Annotated in this window: 11 protein-coding genes; 2 read left to right on the top strand and 9 right to left on the bottom strand. The window is 50.8% G+C overall.

The features are described 5' to 3' along the window. The first annotated feature begins 9 nt into the window (after positions 1–9). Positions 10–3,111 carry a DUF7133 domain-containing protein gene (locus BMZ56_RS11415; protein ID WP_218146545.1) on the top strand — a complete coding sequence of 1,034 codons (3,102 nt, stop codon included), beginning with the start codon at positions 10–12 and terminating at the stop codon, positions 3,109–3,111. A 14-nt stretch (positions 3,112–3,125) separates the two neighbouring features. Here the strand turns inward: BMZ56_RS11415 and BMZ56_RS11410 are convergent, their stop codons facing one another. The 8 genes from BMZ56_RS11410 to BMZ56_RS11375 all read right to left on the bottom strand — a co-directional run bounded on the left by BMZ56_RS11410 (position 3,126) and on the right by BMZ56_RS11375 (position 14,915). Next, positions 3,126–4,196 (bottom strand): glycoside hydrolase family protein, encoded by a 1,071-nt coding sequence (locus BMZ56_RS11410; RefSeq protein ID WP_177195133.1) that lies wholly within the window; start codon positions 4,194–4,196, stop codon positions 3,126–3,128. Positions 4,197–4,207: 11 nt separating this feature from the next. After that, a complete protein-coding gene (locus tag BMZ56_RS11405; RefSeq protein WP_090626727.1) occupies positions 4,208–5,605 on the bottom strand; it encodes a Gfo/Idh/MocA family protein in 1,398 nt (465 codons plus the stop codon). 19 nt (positions 5,606–5,624) lie between these two features. After that, the gene (locus BMZ56_RS11400; RefSeq protein WP_090626726.1) at positions 5,625–6,335 is read right to left on the bottom strand and encodes a 3-keto-disaccharide hydrolase; all 711 of its coding nucleotides are present in this window, start codon (positions 6,333–6,335) and stop codon (positions 5,625–5,627) included. Positions 6,336–6,410: 75 nt separating this feature from the next. Beyond that, entirely contained in the window at positions 6,411–7,775 is a 1,365-nt protein-coding gene (locus tag BMZ56_RS11395) for a Gfo/Idh/MocA family protein (protein WP_090626725.1), read from the bottom strand. A gap of 10 nt (positions 7,776–7,785) precedes the next feature. Beyond that, the gene (locus BMZ56_RS11390; protein ID WP_090626724.1) at positions 7,786–8,493 is read right to left on the bottom strand and encodes a 3-keto-disaccharide hydrolase; all 708 of its coding nucleotides are present in this window, start codon (positions 8,491–8,493) and stop codon (positions 7,786–7,788) included. Positions 8,494–8,509: 16 nt separating this feature from the next. After that, positions 8,510–10,084: a RagB/SusD family nutrient uptake outer membrane protein gene (locus tag BMZ56_RS11385; RefSeq protein WP_090627225.1), complete on the bottom strand. Its 1,575-nt coding sequence runs from the start codon at positions 10,082–10,084 to the stop codon at positions 8,510–8,512. A 26-nt stretch (positions 10,085–10,110) separates the two neighbouring features. Continuing rightward, a complete protein-coding gene (locus BMZ56_RS11380) occupies positions 10,111–13,620 on the bottom strand; it encodes a TonB-dependent receptor (protein ID WP_218146544.1) in 3,510 nt (1,169 codons plus the stop codon). A 170-nt stretch (positions 13,621–13,790) separates the two neighbouring features. After that, complete coding sequence (locus BMZ56_RS11375) at positions 13,791–14,915, bottom strand: FecR domain-containing protein (RefSeq protein ID WP_090626722.1); 1,125 nt, start codon at positions 14,913–14,915, stop codon at positions 13,791–13,793. 153 nt (positions 14,916–15,068) lie between these two features. Between BMZ56_RS11375 and BMZ56_RS11370 the strand changes: the two genes are divergently transcribed. After that, a complete protein-coding gene (locus BMZ56_RS11370) occupies positions 15,069–15,659 on the top strand; it encodes an RNA polymerase sigma-70 factor (RefSeq protein ID WP_090626721.1) in 591 nt (196 codons plus the stop codon). 7 nt (positions 15,660–15,666) lie between these two features. On the opposite strand, the gene BMZ56_RS11365 is transcribed toward BMZ56_RS11370, so the two are convergent. Further along, positions 15,667–17,223, bottom strand: coding sequence for an arylsulfatase (locus tag BMZ56_RS11365; protein WP_090626720.1), 1,557 nt, complete (start codon positions 17,221–17,223; stop codon positions 15,667–15,669). Positions 17,224–17,225 lie beyond the last annotated feature (2 nt).

Here is a 17,225-nt window from a genome sequence, read left to right as displayed (position 1 = left end):
ACGAGGTGAATGAGCACGAATTTAAAATTTACAACCCGGAAATGGGCGATCCCTTTCGTATTGATAGGCATGCTATCCATTCTGATAGGCTGTCGGGGCGATAGGCAATCGGACGCAAAAAGCATTAGCGAAATGGCCGCGAATGAAGACGTAGCCCGATACTTGGAAGCATTTAAAGGGCTGGGAGCTCTGACGGACTCTTCCCGGGCCACTCCTCCGGAAGATGCGTTGAAAAATTTCCATTTTCCGGAAGATCTTGCCCTTGACCTCGTATTGTCGGAGCCGCAAATAACCCAGCCGGTGGAGTTGAGCTTTGATCATCGGGGCCGTCTGTGGGTCGTGCAATATCATCAGTATCCGTATCCAAATGGCGTCAAAATCGTCAGTGTTGACAATTATCTACGGGTACAGTTTGACAAGCTGCCTGCTGCCCCGCCCCAGGGTGCCCGAGGAGCCGACAAAATCACCTTCTTTGAAGACACCGACGGCGATGGGGTATTCGACCGATCTACCGATGCGATTACCGGATTGAATATTGCCACCAGCGTGGTTACGGGGAGAGGGCGGATCTGGGTGCTTAATCCGCCCTACCTATTGGCATACCCGGATAAAAATGGCGACGGAATTCCGGACGCCGAGCCAGAAGTTAAATTGCAGGGATTTGGTCTGGAAGACACACACGCCGTCGCAAATAGCCTCCGGTGGGGTCCAGATGGCTGGCTATATGGCGCGCAAGGAAGCACAACAACCGCCAATGTCAGTTCATCTGTATCGAAGAATGTCGCCTTTCAAGGGCAAGTGATCTGGCGCTATCATCCGGATACGGAGGTTTTCGAAGTGTTTGCGGAAGGTGGTGGGAATACATTTAATATTGAATTCGATAGTAAGGGCCGTATTTTTTCAGGTAATAATGCCTACGATCGGGGGCCCAATTTCAAGCAAGGAGGGTTTTATCCGCGCAGCCTTGGCAAACACGGACCGTATATGAATCCGTATACGTTTGGCAATCTTCCCAATATGGCTCTTCAGGGAGATAAATCCCGTTTTACACATTCGTTGATCCGTTATGAAGGAGGTGAGCTGCCAACTGCTTATGAGGGCAAATTAATTGCGGTCAACCCGCTGCTCAACTACGTACAGCTCACCCGTATCGAACCGGATGGATCCTCGCTGAAGAACATTGATGAAAAACGAATCATCGAGACGGAAGACCATTGGTTTCGACCGGTTAACATCATTGCCGGCCCCGATGGAGCTGTATACATGGCAGATTGGTATGACAGCCGCCTGTCACACGTTGATCCGCGCGACACATGGGACAAGGGTTCGGGACGGATCTATCGGCTCCGGGCCAAAGCAGATAGCGGCGCACATCACCCTTCTTTTGACCTGAGCAATTATACTAACGACCAGCTTATTGAGTTGCTGAAAAGCCCTAATAAATGGTTCCGCCAACAGGCCTTGCTGCAGTTTGCCAATCATAGGGATCAACGTGCTGTTCAGCAGCTGTTGCCATTACTGCGGCAGGAGGCGGACGGCCAAACAGCGTTGGAAGCACTTTGGGCGATTAACCTATGTGGTGGCTTTGACGAGAAAACAGCGCTTGAGGCGCTAAACCATACAGACCCTTATGTCAGGCTTTGGGCCATTCGGCTATTGGGGGATGCCGGTAAAGTCAATCCAACGCTCTCCGCTAAACTCATTGGCCTGTCTGCTGCTGAGCCACATGCTGAGGTAAGGAGTCAGCTGGCTGCTACAGCCAAGCGCCTGCCTGCCCGGGATGCGATGCCCATTGTCAAAAACCTGTTGACCCATTATGACGACAGCAAAGACCCGGATATACCCATGCAGATTTGGTGGGCGATCGAGTCAAAGGCCGAAACAGACCGGGAGCTCGTTTTATCGTTGTTTAAGGACCCGGCTGTGTGGAAACAAACGACCACCCAGGAGTTCATCCTATCTCGGTTGTCGCAACGTTATGCGATGGCTGGAGGCGCGGCGAACTATGCGGCGATTGTCCGGCAGATGGAGCTTTCGCCGAATAAGGCATTTACCAGACTGCTGGTGAGTGGCCTCAAGGAAGGCCTGCGCGGCAGTGACGTTGTCGGCCTTTCACCTGAACTTGCCCAGGCCCTGAGGCCCTATCAAGCTGAATTTTTTGGCGGACCCCTGGCTTTGTCTCTTAAACAAGGGGATCCACAGGCGGTCAAACAGGCGCTCGCTATCATTGCCGACGAGCAGGCTGACGCCGATCACCGTCTTACTTATGTCCAGATTCTGGGAGAGACCGATCAACCTTCTTCCATTCCGGTACTGCTTTCCCTGATAGAGAACGGCCGGGTGAGCAACGCGCTAAAGCAAGCCGCCATCGTTGCCTTACGGCGGTATGACCAACCCGATATTGGCGTGCGGGTGTTGAAGGCTTATCCGGGTTTCCGTGCGGATGCCGGCTTGCGGACTGCGGCAATTGACATGGCTTCCTCCCGGGTGGTATGGACACGCGAATTATTTCGATTGATCGAGCAAGATAAACGGATCAGTCCGACGGATATACTTGATCAACAAGCGCGCCGTTTCCAACTACTGAACGATCCGGAGATTACAGCGGCCACCCATCGGATTTGGCCTAATGTGAAGCCTTTGGATACCGACGAGAAACAAGCGCGCATGAGTCGCTATGCCCGTCTGATCCAGTCCGGCAAAGGGGATGAAGCGAAGGGACGCATGCTGTTTGCGATACACTGCGGTATCTGTCACCGTTTATTTGAAGAAGGAGGAATCACGGCCCCTGATCTCACCGGTTATGAGCGCAGCAACCTGAATACTTTCCTGCTAAACGTGGTAGACCCCAATGCCGAAATCCGGGAGGGTTATACTATTCAGCAGATTACGACCCAAGACGGCCGGATGCTGGAAGGGCGGATTGTGGCACAAGAGGGTGATGTTACCACGCTTCAGCCCCTTACTGGCAGGCAAATCAGTATCTCAGCTAAGCAGATTAAAGAGATGAAAGCCTTGCCGCTATCGGTTATGCCCGAGCGAATATTGGATCCGTTAAACGACCAGGAGGTGCGTGATTTGTTCGCATATATTATGAAAAAGAATAAATAGTTTTAACCAAAAAATTAGTTTTCAGTTGTTGTACGCAGGTCCATGGATGTGGCTAATGCGATTACGCGACCTTGGTCGCCTACCGCGTTGTAGAAATGATAGACGATGCCATTCCATTTAATTACCCAAGGTTTATGCGCAAATTGGTTGTCATAGGGCTCTGATGGCGCAATCAGGTCTTCGCCGTCCCAAGGCGTCCAATGGATGAGATCATAGGAGCAGGCAAAACGTTCGAACGCTCCCGGACGCCAGAAAGCGCCAAAGTAAAACATGACATAAAGATCATCGATTTTCGTGATCTGCGCGTCGCCGCAGATACCCTGGTGCATCGTAATTAACGGTTGCTCGCCATGGCGTTTCCAGTTTTCCAAGTCGTCGGAAACGGCCATGGCAATGCTTTCGAATCCCTGTCCATTTGCATCCTTTTCCTGTCCTTTTGCATTGTAGTACATAACGTACGGATACCCCGTGACTTTTTCCGAATCTTCTATGATTAAACTTTTATAGATCGTCAGGTTGTCACACCATCGCGCATCGGGATCGGATGCAGACAAAATGGGCGTGGGCTTGCGCGTCCATTCTGCAGGTGCCGTGACGTTTTGCGTGGAGGCTAAACCGATGCCTAATTGGCCGGCTTCATATCCGTGATCGGAACCGCCAAGGTAAGACAGCCAATACCTACCATTGTGCTGTTTCGGCTGATAAGTACCTCCCCATTCGATATCGACTAGCGATACGTATCCAGCTTTTTGCGAGGCATCCCATGTTGAATCGGTAAACGACAGAATGCGGCCCTTGGTATCCCAATTGAGCAAATCGGGACTTTCTGCCAACCACGTTTCGTAGCCCATGCCATCGAAAACAATGTAGGTCATATACCACGTACTATCCATACGGAAGATTGTCGGGCTGTCGAACATTTTAGTCGAATCCGGAGGTGCCAGTACAATGCCGTATTTGTAAGGTGTTTTGACAGTTTCAAACACCTCGACCATCGTTTCTTTCGCTACCTGCCGATGCTTGGTTGTGGTCGTGTGACACGACGTTATGCAGAGGATCAGGGTTATGAATAGGCCCGTTTTCAAATTGCAACCTATTAAGACTTGATCTGCATTTTTTCGGGATCCCAGGAAACGATGCGCTTTTCAAAATAACTGATATTGCCCGCTTCGGTTGGTCCACATGCCCGCAGCCCGAAAGTGGCGTCTTCTACGACCTGTTTTCCGTTTCGGATGGCATCAAAGAAGTTCACAAAGTGTTCGTACCTGTCGCCTTTATAGTTTTTGGGCGTCTTAAAGACAAACTCACGGGGTCCTTCCATTTCATATTGTTCCGGATACTTTTTGGCATATTCTTCTTTAAACTTTTGCTGCATGGCTTCGGAAAAAGACCCGATGGACATGCCTGGGGCCTTGGGCCAGGGGTTGCGTCTTACCATGAGATTGTCCCATCCAATGGAAATATCACCTTCCGAGCCGACAATATGGAATAAATAATTTTCACCACCACCGCTGGCAAAATTCGTACGCAGGGCGAGGTTGAATGCGGGATGGGTGTCGGAGGCGGAATAGTCGAATAGGCCGAGGTGAACATCGGGCACATCCCTGCCGTCTTTCCAATAACGGAGACCTCCGGTTGACATGACGCGCTCGGGGCCTTTGGAATCCAGAACGAAGTGCAGCATAGACAGCATATGCACGTACAGATCCCCGGCAACGCCGGTGCCGTAATCCTGATAGTTTCTCCAACGGAAGAAACGCAGCGGATCCCAAGGGCGCTTGGGAGCATGCCCCAGGTAGGTATCCCAGTCTACCGTTTCCGGGGAAGCATCGGGCGGTATGGAGTACTGCCAGGCGCCGATGGCGCTGTGGCGGTCAATCTGTACTTCCACGAAGTTTACCTCGCCGATGTCGCCGGCCTTGATCAACTCCTTTGCCTTGGCATGGATGATGGAACTCACGAACTGGCTGCCTACCTGAAAGACTTTTCCGGTTTTCTTTTGTGCCTCAATGACGCGGTGTCCTTCGGCTACCTTTTGCACCATTGGCTTTTCACAGTATACGTGCTTTCCCTGCTGCATCGCATCTATCGAAATTTTTTCGTGCCAATGGTCGGTGGTTGCATTGATTACGGCGTCCACATCATCGCGTTCCAGTATCTCGCGATAGTCTTTTGTCACAAACAGCTGTTGGCCCCAGAGTTCTTTTGCACGGATGCGACGTCCCTCATAGAGGTCACATGCAGCCACAATTTCCACACCGGGGACCTGAAGTGCGGTATTCATGTCGCCGATCCCCATCCCTCCGGTTCCGATCAGCGCGATACGAATCCGATCATTTGCTGCGATGGGCTGCTTTTTAACGAGATCCAAATACTGAAATGCCGGCTGGTTTGCCGCAGTTGAAAACGCAGTAGGGGTTACGGCCATCACCGCCGTTGACTGTCCCAGTTTCTTTAAAAAAATCCGTCGTGAACTTTCCGTTGGCTTTGTCATACGTGTCTGTATTTAGCAGTTACTCGATTTTAATTTCCTTTATCTTTATGTTTCTGAAGGCTATCGGCGTGCCTTCATTCTGAAAGAGCAGGTGTCCCTTTTTGGCTTTGCCGAAGCCCTGTAAATCTTTGTACTTGCTGTCTCGGATCAATGCCGCAAACGAAGAGGTGCTTCGGTCATACTCGACCACTTTATCACCATTCAGCCAATGGGTAATGAGGTTGCCATTTACCGTAATTTTAGCGGTATTCCACTGTCCGAACGCACTGACGGTTTTCGCAGGATCGGCAGTTATCAGGTCATAGAGAGAAGCAACCGAGCGTAAATTGCCCCGTTCAGGGTACCGGTAATTGATATCGTCCAAAATCTGGTATTCCAATCCCAGGTATGCTCCCTTTTGGCTTTTATAATTGTTCGTTACCAAGTACTTAACGCCACTATTGGTGTTTTCTGAAAGGGCGAACTCAAATGTGAGTTCAAAATTTCCGAATTGTCTTTCGGTAATAATGTCCATCTGTTTTCCATGGGGAATGGGGGTTGCCAAAAGCATACCGTCTTTGATTTCCCATCCTCCTTCAGCCAGTTTCCGCAATCCGCGAAAACTTTCTCCATCAAAAAGCAGTTCCCATCCCTCGGCTTTTTCGGCGGCTGTCAAGACTGTTGGTTCTTGGGCGGCCGCATTAAAGACCTGAAAGTTAAAAAAAAGCCATAAGATCATCAAAGGTTTCATCGAGTTGTTTTTAGTTAAGAAGAAATACCCTGCAAAAAGCGGGGTATTTCCATAAAAAACGAAGTTAATGCTGAATTATATTTTGGGCTCCCAGCCGGGTTCATACGTACGGCTCCAGAGCTTCGCAGCTTCGGGGTCGCCGATGATATGGCCGTTTTTGGGATCTAACTTGAGGTCGCGCCCCACGCGCCAGGCGATGTTACTAAGCAGCATCGCAACGGTGCTTTTGTAGCCGAGCTCGATGTCGCAATTGGGGCGACGGTCGTTACGGATCGCATCCAGAAAATCAGCCGCATGCATGCTGTCCATTCCGAGGCTGGGGCTGGCAAGATTCCGTCCCTGCATGGCATTTCCATCGGCCGCCGCTTTTTCTTCTTTGATCAGTTTTCCCTTCAGGTCGTATATTTGGTAAGCGTCTTCCCCGGTGTCCAGGCTTCCATTTTCACCGTAGAAGATGATGCCCCGGTCCTTGCCTTCCACGTTTCGCCCATTGCAGCTCCTGCTTTCCCAAAGGAGAGTGGCCCCTGGATATTCGAGGGTGACAACCTGCGTGTCCGGCGTTTCCCAGTCGTCCTGAAACTGATAGCGGCCACCGATGGAACTGACCCGCGTGGGGAAGTCGACCCCAAGGCCCCACCGCGCTACATCCACTTCGTGCGTGCCGTTGTTGAGCGCTTCACCGGTTCCCCAATGCCAAAACCAATGCCAATTGTAGTGAATCAGTCCATCTTGATAAGCCATGCGCGGGGCCGGCCCCTGCCACAAATCATAGTCCAGCCACGAGGGAACGCTACCCGGTTTTAGGAATGTTTCCTTTCGGGTATTCGTATACCAGGTTTTGGCCATGTACACGTTGCCAATGATGCCGTCGTGCAGCAGCTCGATGCCTTTGGTAAGGATGGGTGCCGAACGGCGCTGTGCACCCATTTGCACGACGCGATTGTACTTTCGGGCGGCAGCAACGGCCATTTCGCCCTCGGCGGGATTGTGCGCCATGGGCTTTTCCACGTAAACGTGCTTCCCTGCCTGACAGGCCATGATGGTAAGGGGAGCATGCCAGTGGTCGGGTGTTGCTGTGTAAATCGCATCGATGTCTTTGTTCTCTAAAACATTACGGAGGTCCTTTTCCGATTTCGGTGTGTTGGTTTGACCGGCTTCTGCCACGCGTTTGATGGCTTTCGGAATGGCCCGTTCATCCACATCGCATACATAAGAAACTTCTGCATTCTTCTGGCGGGCGAAGGTTCCGCTCATGCTGGCTCCTCTGCTGTTTACACCAATCATTGCCATACGGATCCGGTCATTTGCGCCGATGATGTTACGGTAACTTTTGGCCGAAGCGGCCATGGCTGAGTTATTGAACAGGCTGTTTCCCAAGGAAATTGCGGCTGTGCCAATGCCGACCTTTTTGATGAAATCTCTTCTGGAATTTGCGTTCATGATCTTTGATTTATAAGGATTTGATTTTTATATTTTTAAAAAACACCACGTCGCCATGATCCTGCAACAGGATGTGGCCTTTATTGATGGAGCCAAAGCTTGGTTTGACCTCTTTGAATTTGCTTAACTCCCGGGCTTGTTCAAATTCCGGACTTTTCCGGTCGTATGTCAATACTTCCTGACCGTTTACGTAATGAGTCACTTTGGAGCCGTGGGCGACAATCCGGGCCTGGTTCCATTCGCCGACCTTGATTGCTACCTTATTGGTTACGGGAAGCAGGTCATACAGTGTGCTGAGTTGGCGATTTCCGTGTAAGCCCAGTTTGGCGTCGGGATGGTTTTGGTTGTCGATGATCTGGTATTCGGGGCCTAGCCAGCCGCCTTCCTCGTAATTGGTAAAGAAATATTTGATGCCGCTGTTGGCGCCTTTGGTGATCTTGAAATCAATCCGCAGATCAAAGTCGCTGTACTGCTCGTCGGAAATGATATCCCGGTGACCTTTGGTTTCGGGACGGACAGACAGCACGCCGTCCGCTATCTGCCAGTCTTCATTCGGTGAAATGCCCCGGGTGGTTTTCCATCCCGTCAGGTCTTTTCCGTTGAAGAGCAGTTGCCAGCCATCGGCTTGCTCTTGGGTGGTCAGCTCGTTATCGCGGGTTTGGCCTTGTACTCCAGCTGCCAGCAGGAGTAGGGATACAGATAAAATGAGTTTGTTCATTCCTATAAAGTTAACATTACATTTGCGTATATCCATTGTTCTGAATGATTTGTTGCGGATTGGATTGCATAACGGTCATCGGGATCGGGTAAGCCAGCATGTCGTCGCTCCATGTAAACGGATTGAAGCCATCGGCTTTTTGTTCGGCGACCATGACCTCCTCGGCGCGTCCGGTGCGTACGAGGTCAAACCAGCGGTGGTTTTCGAATGCCAGCTCCACGCGGCGTTCCTTTTCAATGGCAAGGAGAAACGCATCGTCGTTACTGAAATCGGTCAACTCGTAGTCTGCAAGCAGATCGGCCGGTTTTTCGATCGTCGGGTCGCCCGGAGTATTCCGCGCACGCTCCCGGATTTTATTAACATAAAGCAAAGCGGTCGTTTTATCCCCGCCTGTCCGCACCAGTGCTTCGGCATACAGCAGATAGATATCGGCTAACCGAAGTTCGATCCAATTATTTCCATTGTCGGATCCGCTGGTCGCTACATCGTAATATTTCCGTACGTATTTGTCGCGTTCAAACGCACCGGTCTGTGCATTGGTCCAGCCGTCGCGCATGGACACGTATTTCCGGGAGTCGCCTGTTTCGTAGGCGTTCGACATGTCTTGCGTAGGGGCATTTTGGCCACCTTTGTTGCCGACGAGCACAACCTCCTTATTTGAGAACCGGGGCGCAAAATTATTGTTCCAAGGGCTCCCCGTATCGCCGTCTGGCGAACCTTTCATGTATTGGATTTCGAACAGGGACTCCGCGTTATTTTTGTTATCCACGTCAAACAGATTGCCATAATCCGCAACGAGTGAATAGGCGCTATTTCCAACGGTTTCCTGAAATTTTTCCATAGCCAGGTTGTAATATTCGTTGCCTTTATTCAGCGGATATCCGGCCATGGTCATGTACACTTTTCCCAGTAATGCGGTGGCCGCACCTTTGGTTGCCCGCCCGATATCACTCCCGGAATACGAGGGCGGAAGGTTGGCTTCCGCAAACTGGAGGTCGGCGATAATGAGTGCATAGATCTCCTCCAAGGGTGCGCGATGCAATTCATACGCTTCATCAGGCGTGATTTCTTTGTCAACCTTGATAACACCCAGCAACTCGCCATTCTGGGCGACACCGCCGAATATGCGGTTTAACCAGAAATAGGTCAGCGCGCGGATGAAGCTGGCTTCCGCCTTGTACTGGTTACGAAGGGGTTCGGAATCGCTGGAGAAGGTAGCAGCATCGCTACGGCCAAGGACAAGGTTGCACCGCAAAATGGTGATATAGCCATCATCCCAACACTCTTTAAGAAAGCTATTTTCAGGGAGTAAAGGGGCGGCAAATTCATCTATCCCTTTTTCGTTGGCGGGATTTCCCGCCAGCCATGAATAGGTGGTATTATCCGAACGGATTTCACCCAAGCGATAGAACGATCCGTTGTAAAGGGTACGAAGACTTGCATACGCAGACATCGTTGCCTGATTGATGTCCTGTTGGGTTTTGTAAAACGTACTGGAATTCAAATTGGAAGGGGGTGCCAAATTGATAAAATCGTTGGAACAGGACCCCAGTATAAGTGTGATGACGAGTGATAAGATGATCTTTTTCATAATCCACATGTTTGATTGAGTAAACATTACAGCGTGAGGTTTATACCGAAAATAAAGGACCGGGAAGTAGGATACCCCAGGTAATCTCCCCCTTTTTGTAACCCTGCGCCCTCGCTGCTTGTCTCGGGATCATAGCCCGTGTAGTTGGTGATGGTAAACAGGTTGCCGCCCGTTACGTATAACCGAAGGGCACCGACGTGCAGCCGGTCGAGCAGATTTTGACCTACATTATAGGCCAGGTTTACGTTTCTCAGCCGCAGGTAGGAAGCATCCTGTACCCAGGCCGAAGACGGGTCCCGTTGCCAGCCTGTTGGGTTGCGGGTGGCCCGGAAGTGGATGCCGTCGCCGGGATCTTCCGGCGAACGCCAGCGATTGACCTGTTCAATCATGCCATTCCGATCGCCGTGGTAAATTCCAACCATCCGTTTGAAAAAGCTGAAAACCTCCGCTCCGTATGAGCCTGTGAATTGGATGCCCAGGGAGAAGTTCTTATATGAAAAATGGTTGGTCATGCCCGCAATGAAGTCTGGGTGATTATTTCCTAAATAGGTCTTATCATTTTGATTCAATATTCCGTCTCCGTTGACGTCGGCATACCGACCATCTCCGATTTGATCAGCCGCAAGATGTGGATACCGGTCCAGTTCCTCCTGTGAAGTAAAAACACCTTCGTATTTATACCCATAGAACGTAGCAATGGGGTATCCGATGGTCGCCACGAACGCATTGTTGGCGTTGGGTGCGCTTGCATAAATAGGCCGTCGATCGGGGCCTACTTCCAACACTTTGTTCCGGTTAAAGGAAATGTTGAAATTGGTGTTCCATTTGAAATCATGAATCAAATTGCGGGTTGTAACCGCAAGTTCGACCCCTCTGTTCTGTACCTTTCCGATGTTTTGCAGTTGACTGTCATAGCCGGTAATAGTGGGTACCTGCACATCGAGCAACAGGTCGATCGATTGGCTGTTATAGAAATCGGTTTCCACCCGGATGCGATCGTTAAACAGCCCCAGCTCTAAGCCAAGATTGATCTGTTGGGTTTTTTCCCATCCGAGGTCTTCATTGGGTATCGATTCGGGGTCGACCGTATTCTGGAGCGTACCACCTCCGGGATAATACCCAGGGCTTAGGAGCCCGATGGCTGAATAGTTGCCGATGCGATTGTTTCCCGAAATCCCAAAACCGGCTCTGATTTTCAGGTCGCTGATGGCGCCTACACTTTGCATGAATTCCTCCTGGGATATCCGCCAGCCAACGGACGCAGAAGGAAATGTTCCCCATTTACGGCGTAGACCGAACCGGGAGGACCCATCACTGCGTAGCGCAGCTGTAAAAAGGTAGCGGTCATCGTAGATGTAATTTACCCGGCTCAGGTACGAGATCATCGAGTATTCCGAGGCGGAGCTGGTCAAGTTATACATATTGCCGGCGTTCAGCGTTTCAATCTCGTCGTTTGCAAATCCCCGGGCCTCACCCTCTATCTGGCTGTCGGTGTGTTTTTGCGTAGTATACCCTACTAATGCGGTCAGCTGATGTTTATCCGCGAACGTCTTCGTGTAGTTGAGGGTATTTTCAATGACCCAGTCGTAATCCGTTTCCCTTTCTTCCCTTGATAGGGCCGGTCGGGGTGCCCGGGATGCATCGAGGTCTACCGTTGAGGGCTCAAACCGGTTATCTTGGCTGTTTTCAATACCACCATTGATGCTTACACGGTACTTGAGACCCTCGATAATTTCCCAATCGGCCGAGAGAGTACCCAGCCAGCCATATCTTTTGTTGTTGAGTTTTACCAAATCGGCGACACCCATGGGGCTGGCAACATCTCCGCCTAGTATATCCGGATTCCTCACCATGGAACCATAACTGCCATCTGCGTTCTGAATCGGATAGATGGGCGGCAGCTGGAGCGCATACATCACCGCCGAATACTTTCCCTGATCCTGTTCGCGCCCGTTTGCGGAATAGGCCATGAGGTTCATCCCCAGCTCAATGGTTTTAGTTACTTTTGAAGTGACGGAAGACCGGAAGTTGAACCGTTGGTAGTCCGTGTTGATGACGATACCGTCTTGCTTCGTATAACTGCCCGAAAAATTATATTGTGTATTTTCCGACCCGCCGTTTACCGACAGTTCGTTTTGTTGGGTAAGTGCATTCCGGTACAGGAGGTCCTGCCAGTTATTGTCGGGCATCTGGGCGACCGAGGCAGGGTCCAGAAAGTTATAGCGATAACCACCCGTGCCATCGGGGATGATGTATTGGCCCGTGGCACTTGGGTAGAGGCGCCGCCGGGAGTTTGGATCGTTGATGGTGTGTGGGCTTTGGTCGGGGTCGCTGGGAATCACCGCTGCGTCCAACCACGCCTCATTTCTGCCATCGATCAGCCACTGGACGAATTGGTCCCGGTTCATCATGTCTACCTCTTTACCGCGCTGCTGAAACCCGACAAATGAATTTACCGAAACCTTCGGAGGGCCAACGTGTCCTTTTTTTGTGGTGATGACGACAACGCCGTTGGCGCCCCGAGAACCGTAAATGGCCGTGGACGAGGCGTCTTTCAGCACCTGAATGCTTTCGATATCAGAAGGGTTGATCAGCCGGAATGCATTTCCTTCCATCGGATACCCGTCGACCACATACAGGGGGTCACTGGATTGGGTGATGGAACCCGTACCCCTGACGCGGATGGATAAGCTTTCACCGCCCGGTGCCCCGCTGGTTTGCTGTACCTGAACACCGGCCATTTGTCCGGCGATCGCCTCACCAAAATTCTGAACGGGCCGATTTTGGATATTTTCTGCCGATACCGATGCCACCGCAGTGGTGACGTCGGCCCTTCGTTGGGTACCATAACCCACGACCACCACTTCATCCAGGTCGCTGACGGACTCTGTCATCATCGTGTTGATGACGGAAGAGCTGCTAATGGGGATTTCCCGGTCCTCGTAGCCAATGATGGTAAATACGAGTGCTTTTTCTTCGGGCGACAGTGAAATGCGGTAATTCCCATTCGCGTCGGTTGTTGTGATCGCGGAAGTGTTTTTAGCCGATACCGTAACTCCCTCCAAGGGTTCGCCCTTTCCATTGGTGATTCGGCCCGTAATCTCGCGCTGCTGTATGGAGGCACGCACCGCGGTCTTTTCTTCCCTTACTTTTTTCATCGATGGACTAACGAGTATGGTTTTTTCGTTGATCGTGTATTTGAGGGACTGCTGTTCCAATATCGCATCAAGGAAATCGGTCAGGGGCATTTTGGTGGCCCTGAAAGTAACCGGCGTAGCGGATCGTATAACCCGGGCATTATATAGAACATAGTATCCGGTTTGTGATTCTACTTCTTTGAATACATTCGCCAGTGATTGCTTCTTTACATCCAAACTGACCGTTTGGGAGAGTGAGGTGGCGCTGAGGTGCATACAGCTCAATAGTACTAATAATGTCGTAATGTTTATGTGCATGATCCAGCGCTTAACACCGCATAATTGGTTTCTTCGCATGGGAGTTTGAACATCCCATGGACGTACTAAGTTATTTTTCATTAACTTTGATTGTTTTGGATAGTTTATAACGTCGTTTTATAAAATTGGCCATCAATTGGCACATCCGAACAGGCGCAGGGGAGTGCTGGAACCACTTCCCTGTTTTGTTTTTTTGATTTATATGGGTTTCATAGGCATACGTTTAAAGGGTTCTTAACTATATTTATTGATTACTCTCCAACTATTAACTGCCGCCCCTTGATGCGGGAATGGATACCTGAATCTTTCAGGAAATCGACAAAGATCTGCAAGTTGACATTTTTGCTCATTTTGCCCGAAAAAAGTTCCTTAGGGGCTGCACCTTGATAGTGCACGTCGATATCGTACCAACGGTCTATTTGTTTCATCATCTGTTCAAAAGGTGTTTCTTCAAAATAAAAGATTCCATTTTTCCATGCGATTACGGTTTCTGTATTTACATTGCGGATTTCGGTTTCGGCATTTCGGATGATGCTTTGTTCACCGGGCTTCAGTTGATTGGCCCGATTGGTTTTTAAGTTGAATACGTTAACCGCGCCTTCCACAAGGGTTGTCTTGGTCTCGGACTCGTCGACATAGGCGGTGATGCAAAAGTGCGTTCCAAGGACTTCCACCGTTTGCTCTTTGGTTTTTACGCGAAAAGGCCGGGGTTTATGAGCAGCAGATACCACTTCGAAATAGGCCTCGCCTTCCAGTTCAACGATGCGTGCGGATTGGTCAAATCGGGGGGGATAACGTAGCGTACTGGCGGAATTGAGCCATACCCTGGTCCCGTCGGGCAACGTGATTTGATACGTACCTCCTTTTGGGGTGGAAAGGGAAAGCGGTTTCGACACGTCCAATGTTTGATTTCGTGTATTTAGCACAGAACTTCCGTCTGCGTAGGTAATTTCATTACCAATGATTACCCCGGTTTGTTCCGTACTTAAGTTGATTGTCTGTCCATCTGGCAATGTGAGGGTGGCCTTGTTACCTCCCGGTTCGATATCCTGCACAATTGCAGTAGCCGATTGGAGCGGTTTGCGAGGCGATGATAAATAATAATACGTGGTACCCAGTACCGATAAAAGCAGCGCTGCGGCAACATAAGGCAACCATCGGCGAAAACGCTGCGGCGGAGTTGTTGTTGGCAGCGATTCGTTTTGCAGCCGATCCATAATACGGCTGCCCAATGCTTCCAGTTGATCGGGGGGCCAGTGCGCAGGTTCGGTATCGCCGATGGAGTCGAACCATTGATCCAGCAGGGCCCGCTGTTCGCCGGTGAGCTCGCCGCTTTGGTACTTCTCAATGAGCCGTTTGAATTTTTCTGTGTTCATATGGTCAGCGCGCAGCTTGTGGGGCCGCTTTAATAGGAAGTCGCCTAACTCCCACGATACACACAGGCTAATTTGATTTTTTAAAAAAAATATCGGAAAAAGTTGCGATCACATCAAAAACACCTAAGTTTGATCCGGTAGTAACCAATTGCCATGACCCAGAATACCGATAATACGCAGTTGCTGGAAGCCTTACGAAGCGGAGACGCAAACGCTTTTGAACGGATTTATTTGCAGATGGGCGAGCAATTGCTTCACTATGTGCACAGTAGAATCCAAAATCGGGCGGTCAGTGAAGAAATCATTCAGGAGATATTTATTTCTTTATGGATGCGCAGGCACGACCTTAGCATCAGGACGGCGTTGGAACCTTATTTATTCAGTGCAGCGAAGCATAAAATTTTGAGCCATATCCGATCGGAGAAGGTACGCCGACGGTATGCCGAACATTTTGCCTTGTTCGTTGCCCAGCATCATGCGAATATGACTGCGGATTTGCTGGATGTAGCGGATTTGGAAGCCGTCATCGAGGAGCGGATAGCAACTTTGCCTCCCAAATGCCAGCAGGCTTTCCGCATGAGCCGGTTTGCGCACAAGTCGATTGCAGAAATTGCCGAAGAAATGGATATCTCTGCCCGCACGGTCGAAAACTACATCACGAAGGCACTGAAATATTTACGGGAGGCTTTATCCAGGGGACAGTGGACGTTCGTGTTAATCGGCCTCTTTTTATCCTGTTTTTAATTATCCATCAACGGACTATCGGTTTGATCCTTCGATCCAACGTGTCCTTCAGCGCATGCACCTCTTGTGGGTAAGCGGCGCTCAGGTCTCGCGATTCAGTTGGATCGTCGTCGAGATTGTACAGCGCCCAAGCAGGATCTTCCTTGTCTTTCACGAGTTTCCAGTCGCCTCTACGGATAGCGATGTTCCCTTCGTGCTCCCAATATAGCGTCCGGTTGTGGAGGCTACCGATGTCGTTCCGCTTCAGTAAGGATACCAGGCTGATGCCGGGTAAGTGGCCATCGGCGGCCACTCCGGATAACTCCCGCAGGGTTGGCATCAAATCGATAATATGACCTACACCGTCGGTGAATCCCCCCGGTTGTTTGATTCCCTGCGGCCAGTACCAGATCGACGGCGTTGCAATGCCGCCTTCGTGCATGTATTTCTTGTATTTTTTGAAAGGCGTATTCGATGCGTACGCCCAGGGTGCTTCATAAGCGGTGTAGGAACCGCGTTCACCGACGCGCTTGGTTGCGTCGTTGAGGCCTCTCCGTTCAACGCTTTCGGCACAGGCACCGTTGTCCGAAAGGAACACGATGAGCGTATTCTCCAACACCCCTTTTTCTTCGAGTTGATGGACCAATCTTCCGATGTTCTTATCCATAACTTCGATCATCGCTGCATAAACAGCCATTTTTCTGGCCCATTGCTTTTTATCAGGAATCGAATTCCACGCCGGAATGTCTTCGGGCCGGACGCCGGGTGTGTAACGGTCGTCTATCACTCCGCTTGCCTTCATCTGCTCAAATCGCGATGCGCGTATCGCATCCCAGCCGCGTAAATAACGCGCTTCATACTTCGCCACGATGGAATCGGGCGCATGCAGCGGCCAGTGTGGCGCTGTGTAGGCAAGGTAAAGCAGAAAGGGCCGCTTTGCTGTACGATTGTCGGCATAATGCTCGTTAACGAACGTGAGCGCAGTGTCTGTAAACGCATCGGTCATGTAAAACCCTGCTGCTGGGGGATTCCAAATGGCATCGTCCCGTACCATCACCCGCTTGCGCTTTTCGTCTACCAGCTCGTAGTAGCTACTGGCGCCCGAGATGAGCCCGAAATACCGGTCGAAGCCCCGTTTCCGGGGCCAGTGTTGCGGTCGCTCGCCCACATGCCATTTTCCGGCCATGTAGGTGCTGTATCCCGCTTCGCGCAGCACCTCGGCAATTGTCGGCCGGTCGGTACGGAGAAATCCCTGGTACGGTCCGGGCGTGATGGGTTCATCGGCGTAACTGACCATATGGCCCATGCCGGCATCGTGCGGATACTGGCCCGTCAGTAACGAGGCGCGCGTGGGGCAGCACCTTCCGGCATTGTAAAAGCTCCGGAACCGCATTCCTCCTTCCGCAAGCTTATCGATGTTCGGCGTATGTATTTCGCCGCCGTAACAGCCGATATCGGAATAACCCATGTCGTCAGCGAGGATGACCACGATGTTGGGGCGATCTGCTGTGCCCTGTTGGGCGAAACTTGGGTTGTAGCAACTGGCAAATAGCAGTATCACAAGCGGGAAAATGGTCGTCTTCATCG

The sequence above is a fragment of the Parapedobacter indicus genome, from assembly GCF_900113765.1.
Classification (GTDB): domain Bacteria; phylum Bacteroidota; class Bacteroidia; order Sphingobacteriales; family Sphingobacteriaceae; genus Parapedobacter; species Parapedobacter indicus.
Note: the sequence above shows the minus strand (reverse complement) of the source record. Positions and strands in the feature narration are given on the sequence as shown.